Origin of the sequence: Pseudomonas putida (assembly GCF_028682395.1) — a bacterium.
In the GTDB taxonomy this organism is placed as follows: Bacteria; Pseudomonadota; Gammaproteobacteria; order Pseudomonadales; family Pseudomonadaceae; genus Aquipseudomonas; species Aquipseudomonas putida_AB.
Window position 1 is genome coordinate 614,695 of sequence record NZ_JANHLC010000001.1, and the last position, 18,599, is coordinate 633,293.

Annotated in this window: 19 protein-coding genes; 10 read left to right on the plus strand and 9 right to left on the minus strand. The window is 62.3% G+C overall.

Going from position 1 to position 18,599, the window contains the following annotated elements:
- Positions 1 to 62: 62 nt before the first annotated feature.
- From NPS46_RS02925 to NPS46_RS02935, 3 genes are all read left to right on the plus strand, one after another.
- Positions 63 to 1,832, plus strand: coding sequence for an ATP-binding protein (locus NPS46_RS02925; RefSeq protein WP_274104888.1), 1,770 nt, complete (start codon positions 63 to 65; stop codon positions 1,830 to 1,832).
- On the plus strand, positions 1,817 to 3,151 hold the full coding sequence (locus NPS46_RS02930) for a sigma-54-dependent transcriptional regulator (protein WP_274104889.1): 1,335 nt from the start codon (positions 1,817 to 1,819) through the stop codon (positions 3,149 to 3,151). Before NPS46_RS02925 ends, NPS46_RS02930 begins: the two co-directional genes overlap by 16 nt.
- 254 nt (positions 3,152 to 3,405) lie before the next feature.
- Complete coding sequence (locus NPS46_RS02935; RefSeq protein WP_425312676.1) at positions 3,406 to 4,728, plus strand: MFS transporter; 1,323 nt, start codon at positions 3,406 to 3,408, stop codon at positions 4,726 to 4,728.
- A gap of 86 nt (positions 4,729 to 4,814) precedes the next feature.
- On the opposite strand, the gene NPS46_RS02940 is transcribed toward NPS46_RS02935, so the two are convergent.
- Positions 4,815 to 5,570 carry a hypothetical protein gene (locus NPS46_RS02940; protein ID WP_274104890.1) on the minus strand — a complete coding sequence of 252 codons (756 nt, stop codon included), beginning with the start codon at positions 5,568 to 5,570 and terminating at the stop codon, positions 4,815 to 4,817.
- Between the two features lie 405 nt (positions 5,571 to 5,975).
- Here NPS46_RS02940 and NPS46_RS02945 point away from each other — a divergent pair, with 405 nt between their 5' ends.
- Positions 5,976 to 6,311, plus strand: coding sequence for a hypothetical protein (locus NPS46_RS02945; RefSeq protein ID WP_274104891.1), 336 nt, complete (start codon positions 5,976 to 5,978; stop codon positions 6,309 to 6,311).
- 175 nt (positions 6,312 to 6,486) lie between these two features.
- Positions 6,487 to 7,116, plus strand: coding sequence for a flavin reductase family protein (locus tag NPS46_RS02950; protein ID WP_274104892.1), 630 nt, complete (start codon positions 6,487 to 6,489; stop codon positions 7,114 to 7,116).
- Here NPS46_RS02950 and NPS46_RS02955 read toward each other — a convergent pair.
- Together NPS46_RS02955 and NPS46_RS02960 are read right to left on the minus strand one after the other, a co-directional pair.
- A complete protein-coding gene (locus NPS46_RS02955) occupies positions 7,109 to 7,348 on the minus strand; it encodes a hypothetical protein (protein WP_274104893.1) in 240 nt (79 codons plus the stop codon). The genes NPS46_RS02950 and NPS46_RS02955 overlap by 8 nt on opposite strands.
- A gap of 44 nt (positions 7,349 to 7,392) precedes the next feature.
- The gene (locus NPS46_RS02960) at positions 7,393 to 7,746 is read right to left on the minus strand and encodes a putative quinol monooxygenase (RefSeq protein WP_274104894.1); all 354 of its coding nucleotides are present in this window, start codon (positions 7,744 to 7,746) and stop codon (positions 7,393 to 7,395) included.
- A gap of 322 nt (positions 7,747 to 8,068) precedes the next feature.
- On the opposite strand from NPS46_RS02960, the gene NPS46_RS02965 reads away from it, so the two are divergent.
- On the plus strand, positions 8,069 to 8,998 hold the full coding sequence (locus tag NPS46_RS02965) for an AraC family transcriptional regulator (protein ID WP_274104895.1): 930 nt from the start codon (positions 8,069 to 8,071) through the stop codon (positions 8,996 to 8,998).
- Positions 8,999 to 9,037: 39 nt separating this feature from the next.
- On the opposite strand, the gene NPS46_RS02970 is transcribed toward NPS46_RS02965, so the two are convergent.
- Both NPS46_RS02970 and NPS46_RS02975 read right to left on the minus strand, forming a co-directional pair.
- Positions 9,038 to 9,652 (minus strand): NAD(P)-dependent oxidoreductase, encoded by a 615-nt coding sequence (locus NPS46_RS02970; RefSeq protein WP_274104896.1) that lies wholly within the window; start codon positions 9,650 to 9,652, stop codon positions 9,038 to 9,040.
- A 45-nt stretch (positions 9,653 to 9,697) separates the two neighbouring features.
- Positions 9,698 to 10,171: a hypothetical protein gene (locus tag NPS46_RS02975; protein ID WP_274105382.1), complete on the minus strand. Its 474-nt coding sequence runs from the start codon at positions 10,169 to 10,171 to the stop codon at positions 9,698 to 9,700.
- Positions 10,172 to 10,275: 104 nt separating this feature from the next.
- On the opposite strand from NPS46_RS02975, the gene NPS46_RS02980 reads away from it, so the two are divergent.
- On the plus strand, positions 10,276 to 11,196 hold the full coding sequence (locus tag NPS46_RS02980) for a LysR family transcriptional regulator (RefSeq protein ID WP_274104897.1): 921 nt from the start codon (positions 10,276 to 10,278) through the stop codon (positions 11,194 to 11,196).
- Positions 11,197 to 11,289: 93 nt separating this feature from the next.
- Complete coding sequence (locus NPS46_RS02985; protein WP_274104898.1) at positions 11,290 to 11,463, plus strand: hypothetical protein; 174 nt, start codon at positions 11,290 to 11,292, stop codon at positions 11,461 to 11,463.
- Positions 11,464 to 11,579: 116 nt separating this feature from the next.
- On the opposite strand, the gene NPS46_RS02990 is transcribed toward NPS46_RS02985, so the two are convergent.
- Complete coding sequence (locus NPS46_RS02990; RefSeq protein WP_274104899.1) at positions 11,580 to 12,467, minus strand: helix-turn-helix domain-containing protein; 888 nt, start codon at positions 12,465 to 12,467, stop codon at positions 11,580 to 11,582.
- A 162-nt stretch (positions 12,468 to 12,629) separates the two neighbouring features.
- On the opposite strand from NPS46_RS02990, the gene pobA reads away from it, so the two are divergent.
- Together pobA and NPS46_RS03000 are read left to right on the plus strand one after the other, a co-directional pair.
- Complete coding sequence (gene pobA, locus NPS46_RS02995; RefSeq protein ID WP_274104900.1) at positions 12,630 to 13,814, plus strand: 4-hydroxybenzoate 3-monooxygenase; 1,185 nt, start codon at positions 12,630 to 12,632, stop codon at positions 13,812 to 13,814.
- A 191-nt stretch (positions 13,815 to 14,005) separates the two neighbouring features.
- Positions 14,006 to 15,460, plus strand: a complete 1,455-nt coding sequence (locus NPS46_RS03000) for an MDR family MFS transporter (protein WP_425312692.1) — start codon at positions 14,006 to 14,008, stop codon at positions 15,458 to 15,460.
- An 85-nt stretch (positions 15,461 to 15,545) separates the two neighbouring features.
- Here NPS46_RS03000 and NPS46_RS03005 read toward each other — a convergent pair whose 3' ends face one another.
- From NPS46_RS03005 to zwf, 3 genes are read right to left on the minus strand one after another with little or no spacing between them, the layout of a single operon-like run.
- Positions 15,546 to 16,211 carry a bifunctional 4-hydroxy-2-oxoglutarate aldolase/2-dehydro-3-deoxy-phosphogluconate aldolase gene (locus NPS46_RS03005; RefSeq protein WP_274104902.1) on the minus strand — a complete coding sequence of 222 codons (666 nt, stop codon included), beginning with the start codon at positions 16,209 to 16,211 and terminating at the stop codon, positions 15,546 to 15,548.
- 17 nt (positions 16,212 to 16,228) lie between these two features.
- On the minus strand, positions 16,229 to 16,942 hold the full coding sequence (gene pgl / locus NPS46_RS03010; RefSeq protein WP_274104903.1) for a 6-phosphogluconolactonase: 714 nt from the start codon (positions 16,940 to 16,942) through the stop codon (positions 16,229 to 16,231).
- Positions 16,929 to 18,398 carry a glucose-6-phosphate dehydrogenase gene (gene zwf, locus NPS46_RS03015; protein ID WP_274104904.1) on the minus strand — a complete coding sequence of 490 codons (1,470 nt, stop codon included), beginning with the start codon at positions 18,396 to 18,398 and terminating at the stop codon, positions 16,929 to 16,931. The genes pgl and zwf overlap by 14 nt, the downstream gene beginning before the upstream one ends.
- Positions 18,399 to 18,599: the final 201 nt, after the last annotated feature.

Sequence of the window (18,599 nt, forward strand, 5' to 3'; positions counted from 1 at the left end):
GATACAGGTCAGCGGGCGGCCATGCTATCTTGCCCGCCCCTGCCCAATCTGTTGTTCCTTGCATGCAGCCTACGCCCCGCACCCTGCGTCTCACCCTCTTTTCCCTGCTGATCCTGGCCGGTGCACTGCTGGCCGGTGGCTGGGCCATGCGCCAGGCCGAGCGGCACAGCCTGGAAGACGAGGCCGCGCGCAGCACCGAGCAACTAGCACTCTATGCGAACTCGCTGCACACCCTGATCGAGCGTTATCGCGCCCTGCCCTCGGTACTCGCCCTCGACCCGCAGTTTATCGAAGCCCTGCGCGGGTCGATCAGTCCTGACCTGCAAAAGAACCTGAACCTGAAACTGGAACGCATCAACGGCGCCGCCCAGTCCTCCACCCTGGAGTTGCTCGACCGTGATGGCCTGGCCGTGGCGGCCAGTAACTGGCGTCTGCCCAGCAGCTATGTCGGCAATAACTACGGTTTTCGCCCCTACTTCAGCCAGACCCGTACCGAAGGCAACGGGCGTTTCTTCGCGGTGGGCGTCACCACTGGCATCCCCGGCTACTTCCTGTCCAGCGCGGTGACCGACGAGCATGGCGAGTTTCTCGGTGCCATGGTGGTCAAGCTCGAGTTCCCCGAACTGGAGCGTGAATGGCGCCAGGGCAGCGATATCCTGCTGGTCAGCGACGCACGCGGCATCGTATTTATCGCCAACCAGCCCGGCTGGCGCTATCGGGAATTGCAGCCACTGTCCCCAAGCGATCTCGCCGAGCTGGACCGGACCCGTCAGTACGATCGCCAGCCTCTGAGCCCGCTTGCACACCGTGAACTGCGCCGTTTCGACGACAGCAGCCGACTGATGCACGTCGAAGGCCCGGACGGCGCCGCGAACTACCTCTGGGAATCCCTGCCGCTGGCCGCCGAAGGCTGGACCCTGCACTTGCTGCGCCGCCCACAGAACGCCGCGCAAGACAGCCGCAATGCCGCGCTCGCGGCGGTGGGCCTATGGCTGGCCCTGGTGTTTCTCGGGTTGTTTCTCAACCAGCGCTGGCGCCTGGCCCGTCTGCGCCAGCATAGCCGCGAAGAACTGGAACGCCTGGTCGAAGCGCGCACCCGCGAGCTGCGCACCGCCCAGGAAGGCCTGGTGCAATCGGCAAAACTGGCGGCTCTGGGGCAGATGTCCGCGGCCCTGGCCCATGAAATCAGCCAGCCACTGACCGCCCAACGCATGCAACTGGCCACCCTGCGCCTGCTGCTCGACCACGGACGGATCGACGCCGCCTACGAAGCACTGGGGCCACTGGAGCAAATGCTGGCACGCATGGCCGCCCTGACCGGGCACCTGAAAACCTATGCCCGCAAAAGCCCCAGCGGCTTGCGCGAACGCATCGACCTGGCAAACGTGGTCGACCAGTCACTGGACCTCCTGGGGCCACGGCTACGCGACGAGCATGTCAGCGTGTCCCTGCACCTGACTCGCCCGGCCTGGGTCCATGGCGATGCGATTCGCCTCGAACAGGTGCTGATCAACCTGCTGCGCAACGCCCTCGACGCCATGGCCAATACGCCGAACAAGCGGCTGACGATCCGTATCGAGGCCGATCAGCAACTCTGGCATCTCAGCGTTACCGACAATGGCAGCGGAATCGCCGACGAACATCTGCCCCATGTCTTCGATCCCTTTTTCACCACCAAGCCGGTAGGCGAAGGACTCGGTCTGGGCCTGGCCGTGTCCTATGCCATCGTCCATGAACTGAGCGGACGCCTGGTGGCCAGCAACGGTCCGGAGGGCGCAATCTTCACCCTGACCCTGCCCATTGCCGTGGAGGTCACATGCTCAACCACGTGATGGTCGTCGATGACGAAGCTGGTATCCGCAGCGCAGTGCAGCAATGGCTGAGCCTGTCCGGCTTCGACGTCCAGCTGTTCAGCCGCGCCGAGGACTGTCTGGGCGCATTGCCGGAACATTTTCCCGGGGTGATTCTCAGCGATGTGCGTATGCCGGGAATCAGTGGGCTGGAGCTGCTGGGACGCCTGCAAGCCTTCGACGCCGACCTGCCGGTGATCCTGCTGACCGGCCACGGCGACGTGCCCATGGCGGTGGAAGCCATGCGTGACGGTGCTTATGATTTTCTCGAAAAACCCTTCAGCCCCGATGCCCTGCTGGTCAGCCTGCGCCGGGCCCTGGACAAACGCCGGCTGGTCCTGGAAAACCGCCGCCTGCATCGCCTGGCCGACTCGCGGACGCGGATCGAGGCCAGCCTGCTCGGCGTTTCCCGCGGCTTGCAGACCCTGCGCCGGCAAGTCCTCGACCTGGCCAGCGTGCCGGTCAATGTCTTGCTGCGCGGCGAAACCGGCAGCGGCAAGGAACTGGTCGCCCGCTGCCTGCACGATTTCGGCCCACGCAGCGCCCGGCCGTTTGTCGCCCTGAACTGCGCGGCCATCCCCGAGCAATTGTTCGAAGCCGAACTCTTTGGCCATGAAAGCGGCGCCTTTACCGGCGCCCAAGGCAAGCGGATCGGCAAGCTGGAATACGCCCATGGCGGCACGCTGTTTCTCGATGAAATCGAAAGCCTGCCACTGGCCCAGCAAGCCAAGCTGCTGCGGGTGCTGCAAGAGCAGAAGATAGAACGCCTGGGCTCGAACCAGAGTATCGCCGTGGATCTGCGCATCATTGCCGCGACCAAGCCCGACCTGCTCGAAGAAGCCCGGGCCGGGCGTTTTCGCGAAGACCTGGCCTATCGCCTGAATGTCGCCGAACTGCGCCTGCCGGCCTTGCGCGAACGGCGCGAAGATATCCCGCTGTTGTACGAGCACTTTGCCCAGGCCGCCGCCGAGCGCCTGGGGCGTCGTTACCAGCCCCTCAGCGGCGCCCAACTGGCGCAGCTCCTGAGCCATGACTGGCCGGGCAATGTCCGCGAACTGGCCAATACCGCCGAGCGCCGAGTGCTGGGCCTGGAAGAACCGCTGCCAGAACACCTTGAATCGGGACAGTCCCTGGCGGCCCAGCAGGAGGCCTTCGAGGTGCAATGCCTGCGCGCGGCCATGACTCGGCATCAGGGCGACATCAAGGCCGTGCTGGCCGAACTGCAACTGCCGCGGCGTACCTTCAACGAAAAAATGCAACGCCATGGGCTGACGCGGGAAATGTTTCTCCAGGAACAGTGAGTGATACCCGCCACTCCCGCCCTCCCGTAGGAGCGCGTTGACGGCCAGGCGCTTCGTCAAAATCGCCAACAAGCTCGTCACCGATGATCGGCGGATTCTTGCCTATGGATTTTTTATAATCAGCGGTTTTTTGCTTAACCCACTGACAAAACCCTTCTAGACCGGGCCTTCAGCGCCTGGCACGGCTCCTGCTATTACCCCGCCAGGTTGCGTTTCGGCGCGCTCCACAACAACAAATAATCGAAGGATCCGTCATGGATAACTCCCAAACCCTGCCTGCTGGGTCGGCGGTTGCGCCTGCTGCGCAAAAAACCACCGCCAGCCGCCTCAAATCGATCTTCAGTGGTTCCGTCGGCAATATGGTCGAGTGGTACGACTGGTACGTCTACGCCGCATTCTCGCTGTACTTCGCCAAAGTCTTCTTCCCCCAGGGCGATACCACGGCTCAACTGTTGAACACCGCCGCGATCTTCGCCGTGGGCTTCCTGATGCGCCCGATCGGTGGCTGGCTGATGGGGCTCTACGCCGACCGCAAGGGCCGCAAGGCCGCCTTGATGGTATCGGTGCTGTTGATGTGCTTCGGCTCGTTGATCATTGCCCTGACTCCTGGCTATGAAACCATCGGCGTCGGAGCCCCCATCCTGCTGGTCGTGGCGCGCCTGCTGCAGGGCCTGTCGGTCGGCGGCGAGTACGGCACCTCGGCCACCTACCTGAGCGAGATGGCGACCAAGGAACGTCGCGGCTTCTTCTCCAGCTTCCAGTACGTGACCCTGATTTCCGGCCAGCTCATCGCGCTGGCGGTGCTGATTATCCTGCAACAGACCTTGACCACTGAGCAGTTGCACAGCTGGGGCTGGCGGATCCCGTTTGCCATCGGTGCACTGTGCGCGGTCGTCGCCTTGTACCTACGACGCGGCATGGAAGAAACCGAGTCGTTCACCCAGAAGAAGGACAAGCCCAAGGAAAGCCTGATGCGCACCCTGATGCGCCATCCCAAGGAGTTGATGACCGTGGTCGGCCTGACCATGGGCGGCACCCTGGCTTTCTACACCTACACCACCTACATGCAGAAATACCTGGTGAACACGGTCGGCATGAGCATTTCCGACTCGACCACCATCTCGGCAGCCACGTTGTTCCTGTTCATGTGCATTCAGCCACTGGTCGGCGCCCTTTCGGACAAGATTGGCCGGCGACCGATCCTGATCGCCTTCGGCGTGCTCGGTACCCTGTTCACCGTGCCGATCCTCACCACCCTGCACACCATCGAAACCTGGTGGGGCGCGTTCTTCCTGATCATGGCGGCGCTGATCATCGTCAGTGGCTACACCTCGATCAACGCCGTGGTGAAAGCCGAGCTGTTCCCCACCGAGATCCGTGCGCTGGGCGTCGGCCTGCCGTATGCCCTGACCGTCTCGATCTTTGGCGGCACGGCCGAATACGTCGCGCTGTGGTTCAAGAGCGTGGGCCTGGAAACCGGCTACTACTGGTATGTCACGGCGTGTATTGCCTGTTCGCTACTGGTCTACGTGACCATGAAGGACACCCGCAAGCACTCGCGTATCGAGACCGACTAAGCGATACAAAAACGCACCGGACGGCAACGTCACGGTGCGTACTCTGCATGCAGGATCATGGACAGGCGCCGCCTGTCCATGTCGCCTTAGGAAAGCTGTCCAGCCATCTGCCGCGCATTGCGGCCCTTGTAATACGCCGCCCCGGCGATCATTGCCAGCAAAACCCCCGCCAATACCGCCGACGAGCCAATGGTGCCGAAATCCAGCCCACCCTTTTCCAGGGGCTTGGTCAGGAAGTCACCCAGGGTTGCGCCGAACGGCCGCGTCAGCACAAAGGCCAGCCAGAACAGCAGCACTCCCGGAATGCGCGTGAAGTAACGCGCCAGGGCCACGACCGCGATGGTCGAACCGATCAGCAATGCACCGCCGGCAAAACCCAGCCCGGAATCATCGGCCAGGTAGTCGCCCAGTGCCGTACCCAGAGTGTTGGAAATCAGGATCGCCATCCAATAGAACATCTCCCCACGAAAACCGCGGATCCGGGTGACGTTCAATGTCTCGCCACTCCAGCGCCAGGCGGCAAAGATCGCCAGCAGAATCGCAATCAGCACCAACGAACCGGTGGCATAGCCCAGGCCCAGGGTACGGTCCATAAAGTCCGACAGGGTGGTGCCCGCAGTGCTGGTCGACAGGATCACGATCCAGTAGAGCACTGGGTTATAGCCCTTGGAAAACAGCTGCAATACCAGGGTAAAGACAAACACGGCGAGCAGGATCAGCGAGCTGATGGCGTAGCCGACATTCAGGGTCATCGACAGCAGATCGCCGGCGGTTTCACCCAGGGTGGTGGCGCAGATCTTCATGATCCAGAACGCCAGGGTGATCGAGGGAAGTTTGTTCATCGCGTGCAAGACTCCAGGCTTGGCATTGGCTGATTGCCAGGTCATACGCCTGGCCGCCGGGAGATTGCGGGCCGATGGGTGAAAAATCGGTGAGGCACATATGAAAAATGCGTATCACTCTTATCGCCAAACCATTAGCGGTATTAATGGCTGCTTAACCCCGGCGCCCTTTAATACAACAAGGTAGGCAAGAGCGGTTTGGGCAATGGCCGACTCTACCTGCAACCGTGCAGCGTTCGGCGCCTACAACAACCAGCCCGACTTCAGAAATAAGCACTTTGCACGCCTAATACATCGATATATTTGATATTCATAAGCATTTATTTGCGCTTTTTTATCAAATTTATCGGCGTAGAGTTCACTCCATACCCACTGCACAACCCACTACGCACCAGGAGCCTCACCATGAAAACCCGTCTGATTCTTGCCCTGACCCTTTCCGTACTGGCTGCCAATACCTTTGCCGCCGATGGCTTCGAACGCACCCGTTCCGCAAGCTTTGCCGAGAACGGTTCGGACCGCACCGGTTCCGCCGCCTTCGCCGAAGACGGCGCCAGCCGTACCCAGTCCGCAACCTTCGCTGAAGACGGCTCCGACCGCACCCACTCCGCGACCTTCGCTGAAGACGGCTCCGACCGCACCCACTCCGCGACCTTCGCTGAAGACGGTTCTGATCGCACCCAGTCTGCAACCTTTGCCGCAGACGGTTCCGATCGCACGGGGGCCAGCCACCTTGGCTAACACCCTCGCCACACGCGCAACCCGGCTTCGGCCGGGTTTATTTTTGCCTGGCGCGCAGGTCAGCCTTCGCCAGCCAGCGTGCGCCTACGGTGAGCGATCGAGGTGGGGTCGCAATTGAACGAACGGACACGCAGAATAGCCGCCGTCATTTTTGATTTTTTCTGTGGAATTGTTCATGTCCGACGCTATCCATTTCTACGAACCCAGCAAAGGCCACGGCCTGCCCCATGACCCGTTCAATGCCATCGTCGGCCCCCGGCCGATTGGCTGGATTTCGTCCCAGGATGCGCAAGGCCGCCTGAACCTGGCGCCCTACAGCTTCTTCAACGCGTTCAACTACATTCCGCCGATCATCGGCTTCTCCAGCGTCGGCCGCAAAGACAGCCTGAACAACATCGAACAGACCGGCGAATTCGCCTGGAACCTGGCCACCCGGCCCCTGGCCGAAGCCATGAACCAGAGCTGTGCCGCCGTGGCGCCAGAAGTCGATGAGTTCCAGCTGGCCGGCCTGACGCCCGCCGCTTCGCGGCTCATCCAGGTGCCACGTGTGGCCGAGAGCCCGGTGTCCTTCGAATGCAAGGTCACGCAGATCATCCAGTTGCAGCGCGCCGACCAAACACTGGTGCCGAGCTGGCTCATACTCGGTGAGGTGGTAGCGGTGCATATCGCCCAGTGGCTGCTCAAGGACGGGATCTACGATACCGCCGCTGCCGAACCCATCCTGCGCGGCGGCGGGCCAGCGGATTATTTCCAACTGGGCCCCGAAGCGCTGTTCAAGATGCACCGTCCACAGGTGGCTAAATAACCTGCCAGTGCAATTGGCCTTCTGCATCCACGTCGATCAGTTGCTCGAGCTTTTGTGCCGCAGCCTGATCGGCGTCATCGGCAGTCTTGAAGGTCTGGTCATCGAGTACCCGCTCGAAGCGTGGCGCGCCCCCGGCGCCCAGGGCCTTGACGGCAATGGCGGCGCTGTAGCCCCCGGTGCCCGGTATCACGGCTGAAACTGCTTCGTAGTGTGCAAACTCTTTACGTGCCATTTTCCACGGCTCCCGGCCAAATAATCGGCGGGCATTCTACCCCGTCAGCTCGCCCGTCGCTGCATCGCCACCGGGCATTGCGCCCTAGTGCCCGACTGGGCAACTTCGCGAAAAGTGTGGAAGTCCAGGCTATCGACGAGCAACTGCTGCACCAACTCGGCAAATACCGACATGGCCGGCGTGTTGAAGTAAGCGGTCATTGCCGCCTGGTCGCTCCAGAAACCACAGACCAGCCACAGCGCGGGATCGCCCTGGGAATGCTGCAGGGAAAACTGCAGGCAACCCGGAGCCTGGCGCGAGGGTTCAAGCAGCTCGCTCAGCCGCACGCCCAATGCCTCGGAGCAGCCTGCGCGGGCACGAATAAAAGCCATATGGCTGAAAGGAACGGGTACGGACATGTTCGGCACTCCCGTAGAGATAGACGACGGGTCCAGGCAGTAACAGGACTGACTGCGACAGCAACACAGATTAGGCATTGCGCCCAGCAGCGGTTAGTCGATTTCTCCGGGCTTCTTGCCCGATCCTGCCAGGCAGCGGCCCTGCTCCGCCTCCGTGCCTGTGGCCCGGTGATCTCAACTGGCCTGCCAAGTGCCGCTGATGCGGCCTTTTCAGCCCATGGCGGCAGGATCAGGCAAGCTTTACGCAGGATTGAGCTGGCGCGCCGGCTTGCCCAAACCTAAGCTATGCCCACTCTCACGGCCGCCAGCAAAGGGACCGCCCATGCCGTCGCTCGATAGCCTGCAAGATCCCCCTGACTGCGCCCTGGAACCCCAGCGCGTCGAACTGGCCGACCTGATCGCCCGCCACACCAGTGGCGATGGCTCCTTTGCCACAGCCATCGCGCCGCTGTTTCTTAGTCGTCATGAAAGCCAACGCGACTTCGCCCCGGTGCTAGCCAACCCCGCCCTGTGCATCCTGGCCCAGGGCAGCAAGCAGGTACGCCTGGCCGACCAGTTCTTTGCCTACGACCCACTGACCTATCTGGTGGTGTCGGTCTCGATGCCCCTGAGCGGCTGCATCATGGAAGCCTCTGCGCAGCAGCCCAACCTGGCCGTACGCCTGGATATCGACCCCAACGAGATTGCCGCACTGATCGCTGAAGCCGGGCCCATGAGCGTGCCCAATCGAACCAGCGGCCGTGGCCTGTATGTGGAGCGCATCGACCATGTGCTGCTCGACGCGGTGCTGCGCCTGGTGCGCCTACTCGACACACCGCGCGACATCGCCATGCTCGCGCCGCTGATCCGCCGGGAGATTCTCTACCGCCTGTTGCGCAGCCCCCAGGGCCATCGGCTCTATGAAATTGCCGTAGCCAACAGCCAGCCGCATCGGGTCAACCAGGCGATCAAATGGCTCAACCGCCATTTCGAACAGCCCTTGCGCATTGATGAACTGGCGCGCGAGGTTAATCTGAGCGTGTCGACCCTGCACCATCGCTTCAAGGCCATGACCGCCATGAGCCCGTTGCAGTACCAGAAACAATTGCGCCTGCAGGAAGCCCGACGGCTGATGCTGGCCGAAGGGCTCGACGCCTGTGCAGCGGGCTACCGGGTCGGCTATGAAAGCCCGTCCCAGTTCAGCCGCGAGTACAGCCGGCTGTTCGGTGCCCCGCCACTGCGTGATCTGGCGCGCTTGCGCTCCAATGCCTAAAAAAGCGCCAGCGGCGGGGTCGACGCCAAGCCTTCGGGATCAGTAGCCGACGGTAAAGCGCTGGCGCGAATGCGCGGGTTTTTCCACTTCATCGAGCATGGCAATGGCGAAGTCGGCAAAGCTGATCCAGCTCCGGCCCTGTGCACTGACCAGCAGTTCATCCTTGCCCAGGCGGAACGTCCCGGTACGCGGACCTTCGACGAACTCCGCCGAGGGCGACAGGAAACTCCAGTCCAGCGCTTTTTCCTGGCGCAACGTCTCCAACCAGGTCGCCCCGGCGCTCGCTTCAGCCTTGTACTCGGCCGGGAAACCGGGACTGTCGATCACCCGGCTGCCATCCGGCAACAACAGGCTCCCCGCACCGCCCACCACCAGCAGACGCTTGACGCCCGCCCGCTTGACCGGCCCAAGCACCGCCTCGGCGTCGATCGATGCGAACTGCACCGCGCTGAGTACCACATCATGGCCGGCCAGGGCCTGCTCCAGCGCCGCAGCGTTATTGACGTCCACATCCAGGGGCCGCACGCCAGCGCGCTGGCCAAGCTTGGACGCATGGCGGGCAATGGCGGTGACGCTGTGACCACGACGCAGAGCTTCTTCCAGCAGTTGGCTACCGACACGACCGGTGGCACCAATAATTGCGATCTTGCTCATGACATTCTCCAGACAGTGGGACAGTGATTTGAACGTTGTACAGACTCACCCTTTCATTTCGCCCGTAGCGAATTTAGCGCAGAACTCCAGGGAGGACACTTCGCCCAGGTCCGGGTAACGCTTGTGCATGGCGCCGATCAGCTCGGCGACGGAACCCGCCTTGAGCGCTTCGGTATCACAGACCGAGATGTAATGCGCAACCCCCACACCGCCGCCGAGCGCTTTAATATGGACCACAGTCGGCGCCGGCGCCAGGACCTTGGCCGCGGGAAGGGCCGTGGTCGACGTGTCCAGGCCAAAGTAGTCGTCCGGATCACCATGGCTGATACAGATAGCCACCATCTGCTGGCCATTGGCGCCTGTGACCAGCACCGAGATGAGTGGAAAAATCACCGCAGCGTTCGGGCTGTAGACCTCTGGCACAAGAGGCGCAGGCGTGGCAGCAGCCTGGCCGGCGACAACACCGACCACCGCGGCGAGCAACACGCGGCGCAAGGAAGAAAAGACGACTTTATACAGCCCCAAAGATTGGCCCGACTCAGCAATAGGCAGAGCTTAGTTGTCTGGGACGCAGCAAAAAATGCGATGCTCGGACATAGTTTGTTTCATAAAGCGAGCAAATCATGGACCGTCTCACGGCAATACGCGTCTTCGTCACGGTCGTCGACCTGGGCAGCCAATCGGCGGCGGCCGACCACCTGGACCTTTCGCGCCCGGTGGTCTCGCGCTATCTGGCCGAACTCGAGGACTGGGTGGGCGCCCGCCTGCTCCACCGCACCACGCGCAAGCTCAGCCTGACCACCGCCGGGAGCGAAACCCTGCCGCGCTGCCGGCAGATGCTCGAGCTGTCCGATGATCTGCAGGCCGCCGGCACCGTGCCCGAAGATGCTCCGCGCGGGCTGTTGCGCATCAGCGTCAGCACCTCGTTCGGCCAGGCGCAACTGGCGAGCGCTATCACCGAGTACGTCGCGCGCTATCCGGGTGTCAGCGTCGACCTGCAAATGCTCGACCGCACGGTGAACCTGGTGGACGAGCGGATTGACCTGGCGATCCGTACCAGCAACGACCTGGACCCGAATCTGATCGCCCGCCGGCTGACCGTCTGTCGCTCGGTGATTTGCGCCTCCCCGGCCTACCTGCGTCGCTATCCGGCCCCGCAGCAAGTGGAAGAACTGGCCCGGCACAATTGCCTGACCCATTCCTACTTCGGCAAAAGCCTCTGGCATTTCGAACAGAACGGCGAACAGCTTTCGGTGCCCGTGCAGGGCAATATCAGCGCCAACGAAGCCAGTACTCTGATGCAGGCGGCCATCGCCGGGGCCGGTATCGCCATGCTGCCGACCTACCAGGCGGGCCGCTCTATCCGTAGCGGTGAGTTGGTCCGCCTGCTGCCCACAGCCGAGCCGCGCACCTTGAATATGTATGCCGTGTACGCCTCGCGCAAACATATGCCGTCGGCGCTGCGCAGCCTGCTGGACTTTCTGGTGGAGCGCTTTCCCGAGGAACCGCAGTGGGACCAGGGGCTCAATCCCACGCACGCGTAACGGCAGATCCGGCCCGGCAGGTTGTGGTGGGTGGTCTATTCTCAAATCAGTGCCCTTGACCGGACTGATGCAGATCGACCCGAGGTAAGCGCCATGACCGCCCGAACCAGAAAATGCTCCGCCATCCTGATCATCTTCGCCGCTGTCGCCCTCTACGCGACCGCCGCCTGGCGTGCCGAACAGGCCCGGCTGGAGCCACGCTTCGCCGATGCCTGCCGCGTCGATCACTGCATCCCCCACACCGCCAGCCTGAGCGCCCTGCGCTAACGCTTGAATGCCGTGCAACGCGTGCGCAGCGGCGGTAGAACCGACCTACGCGGTTACCCGGAAACACCTCGGGCGCCCCGGTTTACGCCGGCGCTCTGCGCAATTGGCGGGCGTAGCTACTGACGCTCGCCGTTATGCGCGCCCCGGAATGCCTTGGGCGATATCCCTTCCAAGCGCCGAAAAAACCGCGAGAAATACGCCGGGTCCGCAAACCCCAGGCTGTCGGCCAACTGGGTCACGCTCATTTGCGTGTAGATCAGATTGCGCTTGGCTTCGAGCATCAGCCGCTGATGGATCATCTGCAAGGCCGACTGCCCCGCCAACTCGCGGCAGATGCTGTTCAAATGCGCCACCGAGATCCCGACACGGTGAGCCAGGCGCTCGACGCTGGGATGCTCGCGAAAATGTGCCTCTACCAGCGCATTGAACCGCCCCAGGTATTCGCGCCCACGCTCCGGCACCTGGCTGGCCGCCCGGCGTTGCAGTACCTGGCGCCCAACCCACACCAGCAGCACGCTGGCCAACGAACTCAGCAGCATGTCGCGGGCCGGGCGGCTGGCTGCATATTCACTCTGCACCGCCGAAAACAGGCTATTGAGATAAGCCCGATCCTTGCCTGCCGGATAGCTGGCAACCGTCTCCAGGGCATTGAGCGAACCACCCAGTTGCCTCTGCAAATGCGCCACCAGGGGGGCTGCCAGGGTCGTGACATAACCTTCGACATTTTCGGAAAAGCGAAAGCCATGCACACACAGCGGCGGTACAACCTGGATCGCCGACTCACGCAAGCAATGCCGCTGACCTTCAATTTCCACCTCGGCCTCACCCTTGTGCAGGTACAGCAACTGGCACAGATCGGCATGGCGGTGCGGCTGGATTTCCCAGTGGTGCAGGCGGCTGCGTTTGGGGATCGTCTCACAGTGCAACAGGTCCGGCGTCGGCCACTCCAGGCTTTCGCCATAGAGCTTGAACACCGGAACCGGAGAGGCCACAGACTTGCTCATCGATAACTTCCCTGCTGGGCGGTAATCGCACAAATTGGCGAAAAGTACCTGATAAGCCGCCTTTATCACCTTCAAATAGCCATCGTACAAGCGAAAAATGCAGGCACAACGACAAACCCGCTCAGTACCCCATCAGCACTGAAGCCTGCAGAGACCATAATAATGAAAACCCAGATCGCCATTATCGGGGCCGGCCCATCCGGCCTGCTGCTCGGTCAATTGCTGCACAAGGCCGGCATCGACAACGTCATCATCGAGCGCCAGACCCCGGACTATATCCTCGGCCGCATCCGCGCCGGCGTACTCGAACAAGGCATGGTCGACCTGATGCGCCAGGCCGGCGTCGGCGCGCGCATGGATGCCGAGGGCCTGGTACACCACGGCTTCGAACTGGCCTTCGACGGTCGCCAGGTCAAGATCGACCTCCAGCAACTGACCGATGGCAAAAGCGTCATGATCTACGGCCAGACCGAGGTCACCCGTGACCTGATGCAGGCCCGAACCGAGGCCGGCGCGCCAATCATCTACGGGGCGAACAATGTCCAGCCCCATGACATGAAAACCGATTCGCCCTACCTGACCTACGAGAAAGACGGCCAGACCCACCGCCTGGACTGCGACTACATCGCCGGCTGCGACGGTTTCCATGGCGTCGCGCGCCAGTCGATTCCCGAAGATTCGCTGAAGACCTTCGAACGGGTTTATCCCTTTGGCTGGCTCGGCGTGCTGGCCGATACGCCACCGGTCAACGAAGAGCTGGTCTATGCCCGCCACCCCGACGGCTTCGCCCTGTGCAGCATGCGCTCGCCGACCCGCACCCGTTACTACGTGCAAGTGGCCGCCGGGGAAAAGGTCGAGGACTGGTCCGACGAGCGCTTCTGGAACGAACTGAAAAACCGCTTGCCCGCCGAACTGGCCGAACGCTTGGTCACCGGCCCGTCCATCGAGAAAAGCATCGCGCCGCTGCGCAGTTTTGTGGTCGAACCCATGCAATATGGCCGGATGTTCCTGGTCGGCGATGCCGCCCATATTGTCCCGCCAACCGGCGCCAAGGGCCTGAACCTGGCGGCCAGCGACGTCAGCACACTGTTCAATATCCTGCTCAAGGTCTATCGCGAGGGGCGCACCGACTTGCTCCAAAAGTACTCGGCGATCTGCCTGCGACGGGTCTGGAAAGCCGAGCGGTTCTCCTGGTGGCTGACTTCGCTGCTGCACCAGTTCCCCGACAGCGACGGTTTCAGCCAGCGGATCAGCCACAGCGAGCTGGAGTATTTCGTCGATTCCGAAGCCGGGCGAAAAACGATTGCGGAAAACTACGTCGGACTTCCTTACGAAGCTATCGAATAGGCACCTATCCAGTACACTGACAGGCATTCACCCCGCTCTCCAGGTGCCTACGCCTCCCCTCCAGGGAAGCCAGGCGCTGGCATTCCTGGAGCGGCGGCGTTCCCGCCACTGCCTGTAGGTTTTCTTCCGTGTCCCGCTCCGAACCGCTCAGCCAGACAACGCCCGCCATCCGCACCATCCTGATCGCCCTGATGCTGGCGATCTTCCTCGGTGCCCTGGACCAGACCATCGTTGCCGTGTCCATGCCGGCGATTTCCGCCCAGTTCAAGGATGTCAGCCTGCTAGCGTGGGTGATCTCCGGCTACATGGTGGCCATGACCGTAGCCGTACCGATCTACGGCAAGCTGGGCGACCTCTACGGTCGGCGCCCGCTGATGCTGTTCGGCATGGGGCTGTTTACCCTGGCCTCGCTGTTCTGCGGCCTGGCCCAGAGCATGGAACAACTGGTACTGGCACGGATCATCCAGGGCATCGGTGCCGGCGGCATGATTTCGGTCAGCCAGGCGATCATTGGCGATGTGGTGCCGCCGCGCGAACGTGGCCGCTACCAGGGCTATTTCAGCGGGATGTACGCCCTGGCAAGCGTCGCCGGGCCGGTACTTGGCGGGTTGATGACCGAATACCTGTCCTGGCGCTGGGTGTTTTTGATCAACCTGCCCCTGGGCCTGATCTCCTGGTGGATTGCCCGGCGCAGCCTGGTTGGCCTGCCAACGCCCCAGGGCAAGCCGATCATCGACTACCTGGGCACGGTCCTGCTGATCATCGGGCTGAGCGCCCTGCTGCTCAGCATCACGCAAATCGGCCAGGGCCTTGCCTGGCATGATCCCTCGGTACTTAGCCTGCTGGGCGCGGCCTTGCTGACCCTGCTGGTGTTTATCTGGCACGAACATCGGACCCGCGAGCCACTCCTGCCCATGCACCTGTTCGCCAACCGCGACGCGCTGCTGTGCTGGTGCACGATATTCTTCACCAGCTTCCAAGCCATCTCCCTGGTGGTGCTGATGCCACTGCGCTTTCAAAGCGTGACCGGCCATGGTGCAGACAGCGCGGCGCTGCATCTGTTGCCGCTGGCCATGGGCATGCCGTTGGGGGCGTACTTCGCCGGGCGCATGACGTCCGTGACCGGACGCTATCAGCCCTTGATCCTCGCGGGCGCCGTGCTGATGCCCCTGGCCATTGTCGGCATGGCCTACAGCCCGCCCCAGGCACTGCTCCTCAGCAGCCTGTGTATGTTGCTGGCCGGGATCGCCTCGGGGATGCAGTTTCCGACTTCGTTGGTGGGCACGCAGAACGCGGTCCAGCAGCACGATATCGGCGTCGCGACCAGTACCACCAACCTGTTTCGCGCCCTGGGCGGTGCCGTCGGCGTGGCTCTGATGTCGGCGTTGCTCCTGGCCCTGCTGCAGGACTCGGCCTTCAGCCATCTGGCCGGCTCGGTCCATCTGGGTGAAGGGCACTCGGGCAATGTGCTGCTCGATGCCTTGAATTCCACGCAGGGAGCAGCGCAGAACGCCTTGCGCGCCGAGCTGTTTGGCACCTTTCGCCACTTGCTGCTGATCAGTGCCGCCATTGCTCTGCTGGGGCTGGCCGCCGCATTGGCGATGCCCAACCGCCTGCTGCGCGGACGCGAAGACAAGGCCGCCTGAACGCTAAAAACCAGGCAAAAAAAACGGTGCGCCGACCAAGCGCACCGTAAAACCGTAGAACAACACAACGAATCATTGCACCTGGTCAGTCCAGCAAGGCCAGCGCCTCGGCGGTGCATTCCTGGATACGCGCCCAGTCACCGTTGCGGATCCACTCACTGTCGAGCATCCAGCTACCGCCGACGCACATCACATTCTTCAACGCCATGTAGCTTTTGAGATTGGCCGGCGTGACTCCGCCGGTAGGGCAAAAGCGTACTTCGGCAAAAGGACCGCCCAGGGCCTTGATGGCGGCGACGCCTCCACTGACTTCTGCCGGGAACAATTTGAAACGGCGATAACCCAGGGCGTAGCCTTCCATGATCCCGGAAGCATTACTGATCCCCGGCAACAGCGGTATGGCACTGGGCACGCTGGCCTGCAGCAGTTCGCGGGTCACCCCGGGGGTCACGATAAATTGCGCACCGGCCGCCTCGGCCGCGGCGAGCATCTGCGGGTCGAGTACGGTACCGGCGCCGGTCACCAACTCCGGGCGTTGCTCACGCAACCGCTCAATGGCCTTGAGGCCGTGCTCCGAACGCAACGTCACTTCCAGGGTCGTCAGACCACCAGCCGCCAGGGCATCGGCCAGCGGCAGGATGTCCTGTTCGCGGGCGATGGTGATCACCGGCAGGATCCGCGCGCGGATGCACAGGGCTTCGATCTGCGCATTTTTTTGCGCCATGGAGACGCTCGAGGCGAGGTTGGTCATAGCGGCTGATCCTTGGCTCATGGGCACCAGTAAATCTCGAGTGGAGGTTGCAGAAAGGCTCTGATGGGCAAAGCAGCGACATCGTCACCCGCCAATGCGCTGTTCAGCGTGTTCAGTTTCTCCGGACCGGCAATCGCCAGCAGCCAACTGCGGGCCGAGGCCAACAAGGCCCGGCTCATGCTCAGGCGCTGATGGGGCACGGTCGGTGCCAGCATGGGCCAGACCCGGCGACGGCCATCCACCTGCAAGGCGTCGGCCAGATGCGGGCTGTGCGGAAACAACGAGGCGGTATGCCCGTCATCCCCCATCCCCAGGACCAGCACATCGATCGGCGGCAGCTCGGCCAGGGCCGTGTCGGCCAGGCGCGCGGCTTCCTCGATATTGGCCGCCGGGCTGTAGAGCCCGATAAAGCGGGCCTTGGCCACCGGTCCCTGGAGCAGATGGCGATGCAGCAGGCCAGCATTGCTGTCGGCGTGTTCGACCGGAACCCAGCGCTCGTCGGCCAGGCTGATGACCACGCGCGACCAGTCCAGCGCCTGTTTGCCCAGTTGCTGGAAGAACGCCACCGGGCTGCGGCCACCGGACACCACCAGGACCGCGACGCCCCGTTGCTCGATAGCCGCACGCAAACGCTCGGCCACGGCCAGCGCCTGGGCCTCGGCCAGGCGGATCGGGTTATCGAATGCCAAGGCGTGAACGCCCTCGGGCAATTTCACATCAGATATCGCCATACCACGACCTCCCGTCTCGCGTAATCAGTGCAATGGAACTCATGGGGCCCCAGGACCCAGCCGCATAGGGCTTGGGCGCTTCGCCGGACTTCTTCCAACCGGCAATCAACTGGTCGCACCACTTCCACGCGGCTTCGATTTCATCCTTGCGCACAAACAGGTTCTGGTTGCCACGCATCACTTCCAGCAACAACCGCTCGTAGGCATCAGGAATGCGCTCACTGCAGTAGGTGTCGGAAAAATTCAGTTGTAGCGGACCGCTGCGCAGTTGCATGCCCTTGTCCAGGCCCTGCTCCTTGGTCATCACACGCAGGGAAATACCCTCGTCGGGTTGCAGGCGGATGATCAGCTTGTTGCTGATCTGCAGGCGCTGCTCCGGGGCGAAGATGTAGTGCGAGGGCTCTTTGAAGTGGATAACGATCTGCGAGAGTTTCTGCGGCATGCGCTTGCCGGTGCGCAGATAGAACGGCACCCCGGCCCAACGCCAGTTGCGAATATCGGCCCGCAGGGCCACAAAGGTCTCGGTATCGCTCTGGGTATTGGAGTTTTCTTCCTCCAGGTAACCGGGCACCGACTGGCCCTCACTGTGCCCGGCAATGTACTGGCCCCGAACCACCTGGGTACTCAGGCCCTCGGCGGTGATGGGGGCCAGGGCCTTGAGCACCTTGACCTTCTCGTCACGAATACTGTCGGCCGAGAGGTCCGCCGGCGGGTCCATGGCGATCAGGCAAAGCAGCTGCAACAGGTGGTTCTGGATCATGTCGCGCAGTTGCCCGGCCTTGTCGAAATAGCCCCAGCGGCCTTCGATACCGACCTTCTCCGCCACGGTGATTTCCACATGGGAGATGGTGTTCTGGTTCCACTGGGTTTCGAACAGGCTGTTGGCAAAGCGCAGGGCAATGAGGTTCTGCACCGTCTCCTTGCCCAGGTAGTGGTCGATGCGATAAATACGGTTTTCCGGGAAGAAACGCGCCACGGCGTCATTGACCTTGCGTGACGAATCGAGGTCCGAGCCGATGGGCTTCTCCAGCACCACGCGGGTGTGCTCGATCAGTTCGACCGCGCAAAGGTGCTCGCAGATCGCCCCGTAGACCGAAGCCGGCGTCGCAAAATAGGCGATCAGGCGCTGGCTGCGACTGACATGCTCGGCCAGCACGCGGTAGTCCTCGACCTTGAGAAAATCCACATGCAGGTACGTAAGGCGGCTCAGAAAGCGCGCGAGCACCGCTTCGTCGATACCCTGCTCGCCGACAAAGGCCCGCAATTCCTTTTCGATATAGGCCAGGTGCGTCCCCGAATCGCCAGCCTCGCGAGCCAATGCCAGGACCCGGGTGTCGGCGTGCAACAGGCCGGCGCCATCGAGCTGGTACAGGGCCGGAAACAACTTGCGCAATGCCAGGTCGCCCAGGGCGCCAAACAAGGCGAAGGTGCAAGGTTCAACCGTAATCGAAGGCATGATGTTGGTTCTTTTATCAAGTTAAACTAGAAATACCTTTTTTCAAGGCATGACTCAAGGACGAATGTAGTAATAACCACAACATTATTTCGAAAACTATAATCCCGGTAGTCGACGACAAACACCATCAGTACGATAGGCCACCGCCAAGTGCCGGCGCCCCGCGTGCTGCTTCGCCTGGCCGACCTAAGGAATACCAGA

Coding starts and splice junctions, on each gene's coding strand:
- NPS46_RS02925 (WP_274104888.1), top strand. CDS start 63: ATGCAGCCTACGCCCCGCACCCTGCGTCTCACCCTCTTTTCCCTGCTG.
- NPS46_RS02930 (WP_274104889.1), top strand. CDS start 1,817: ATGCTCAACCACGTGATGGTCGTCGATGACGAAGCTGGTATCCGCAGC.
- NPS46_RS02935 (WP_425312676.1), top strand. CDS start 3,406: ATGGATAACTCCCAAACCCTGCCTGCTGGGTCGGCGGTTGCGCCTGCT.
- NPS46_RS02940 (WP_274104890.1), bottom strand. CDS start 5,570: ATGAACAAACTTCCCTCGATCACCCTGGCGTTCTGGATCATGAAGATC.
- NPS46_RS02945 (WP_274104891.1), top strand. CDS start 5,976: ATGAAAACCCGTCTGATTCTTGCCCTGACCCTTTCCGTACTGGCTGCC.
- NPS46_RS02950 (WP_274104892.1), top strand. CDS start 6,487: ATGTCCGACGCTATCCATTTCTACGAACCCAGCAAAGGCCACGGCCTG.
- NPS46_RS02955 (WP_274104893.1), bottom strand. CDS start 7,348: ATGGCACGTAAAGAGTTTGCACACTACGAAGCAGTTTCAGCCGTGATA.
- NPS46_RS02960 (WP_274104894.1), bottom strand. CDS start 7,746: ATGTCCGTACCCGTTCCTTTCAGCCATATGGCTTTTATTCGTGCCCGC.
- NPS46_RS02965 (WP_274104895.1), top strand. CDS start 8,069: ATGCCGTCGCTCGATAGCCTGCAAGATCCCCCTGACTGCGCCCTGGAA.
- NPS46_RS02970 (WP_274104896.1), bottom strand. CDS start 9,652: ATGAGCAAGATCGCAATTATTGGTGCCACCGGTCGTGTCGGTAGCCAA.
- NPS46_RS02980 (WP_274104897.1), top strand. CDS start 10,276: ATGGACCGTCTCACGGCAATACGCGTCTTCGTCACGGTCGTCGACCTG.
- NPS46_RS02985 (WP_274104898.1), top strand. CDS start 11,290: ATGACCGCCCGAACCAGAAAATGCTCCGCCATCCTGATCATCTTCGCC.
- NPS46_RS02990 (WP_274104899.1), bottom strand. CDS start 12,467: ATGAGCAAGTCTGTGGCCTCTCCGGTTCCGGTGTTCAAGCTCTATGGC.
- pobA (WP_274104900.1), top strand. CDS start 12,630: ATGAAAACCCAGATCGCCATTATCGGGGCCGGCCCATCCGGCCTGCTG.
- NPS46_RS03000 (WP_425312692.1), top strand. CDS start 14,006: ATGCTGGCGATCTTCCTCGGTGCCCTGGACCAGACCATCGTTGCCGTG.
- NPS46_RS03005 (WP_274104902.1), bottom strand. CDS start 16,211: ATGACCAACCTCGCCTCGAGCGTCTCCATGGCGCAAAAAAATGCGCAG.
- pgl (WP_274104903.1), bottom strand. CDS start 16,942: ATGGCGATATCTGATGTGAAATTGCCCGAGGGCGTTCACGCCTTGGCA.
- zwf (WP_274104904.1), bottom strand. CDS start 18,398: ATGCCTTCGATTACGGTTGAACCTTGCACCTTCGCCTTGTTTGGCGCC.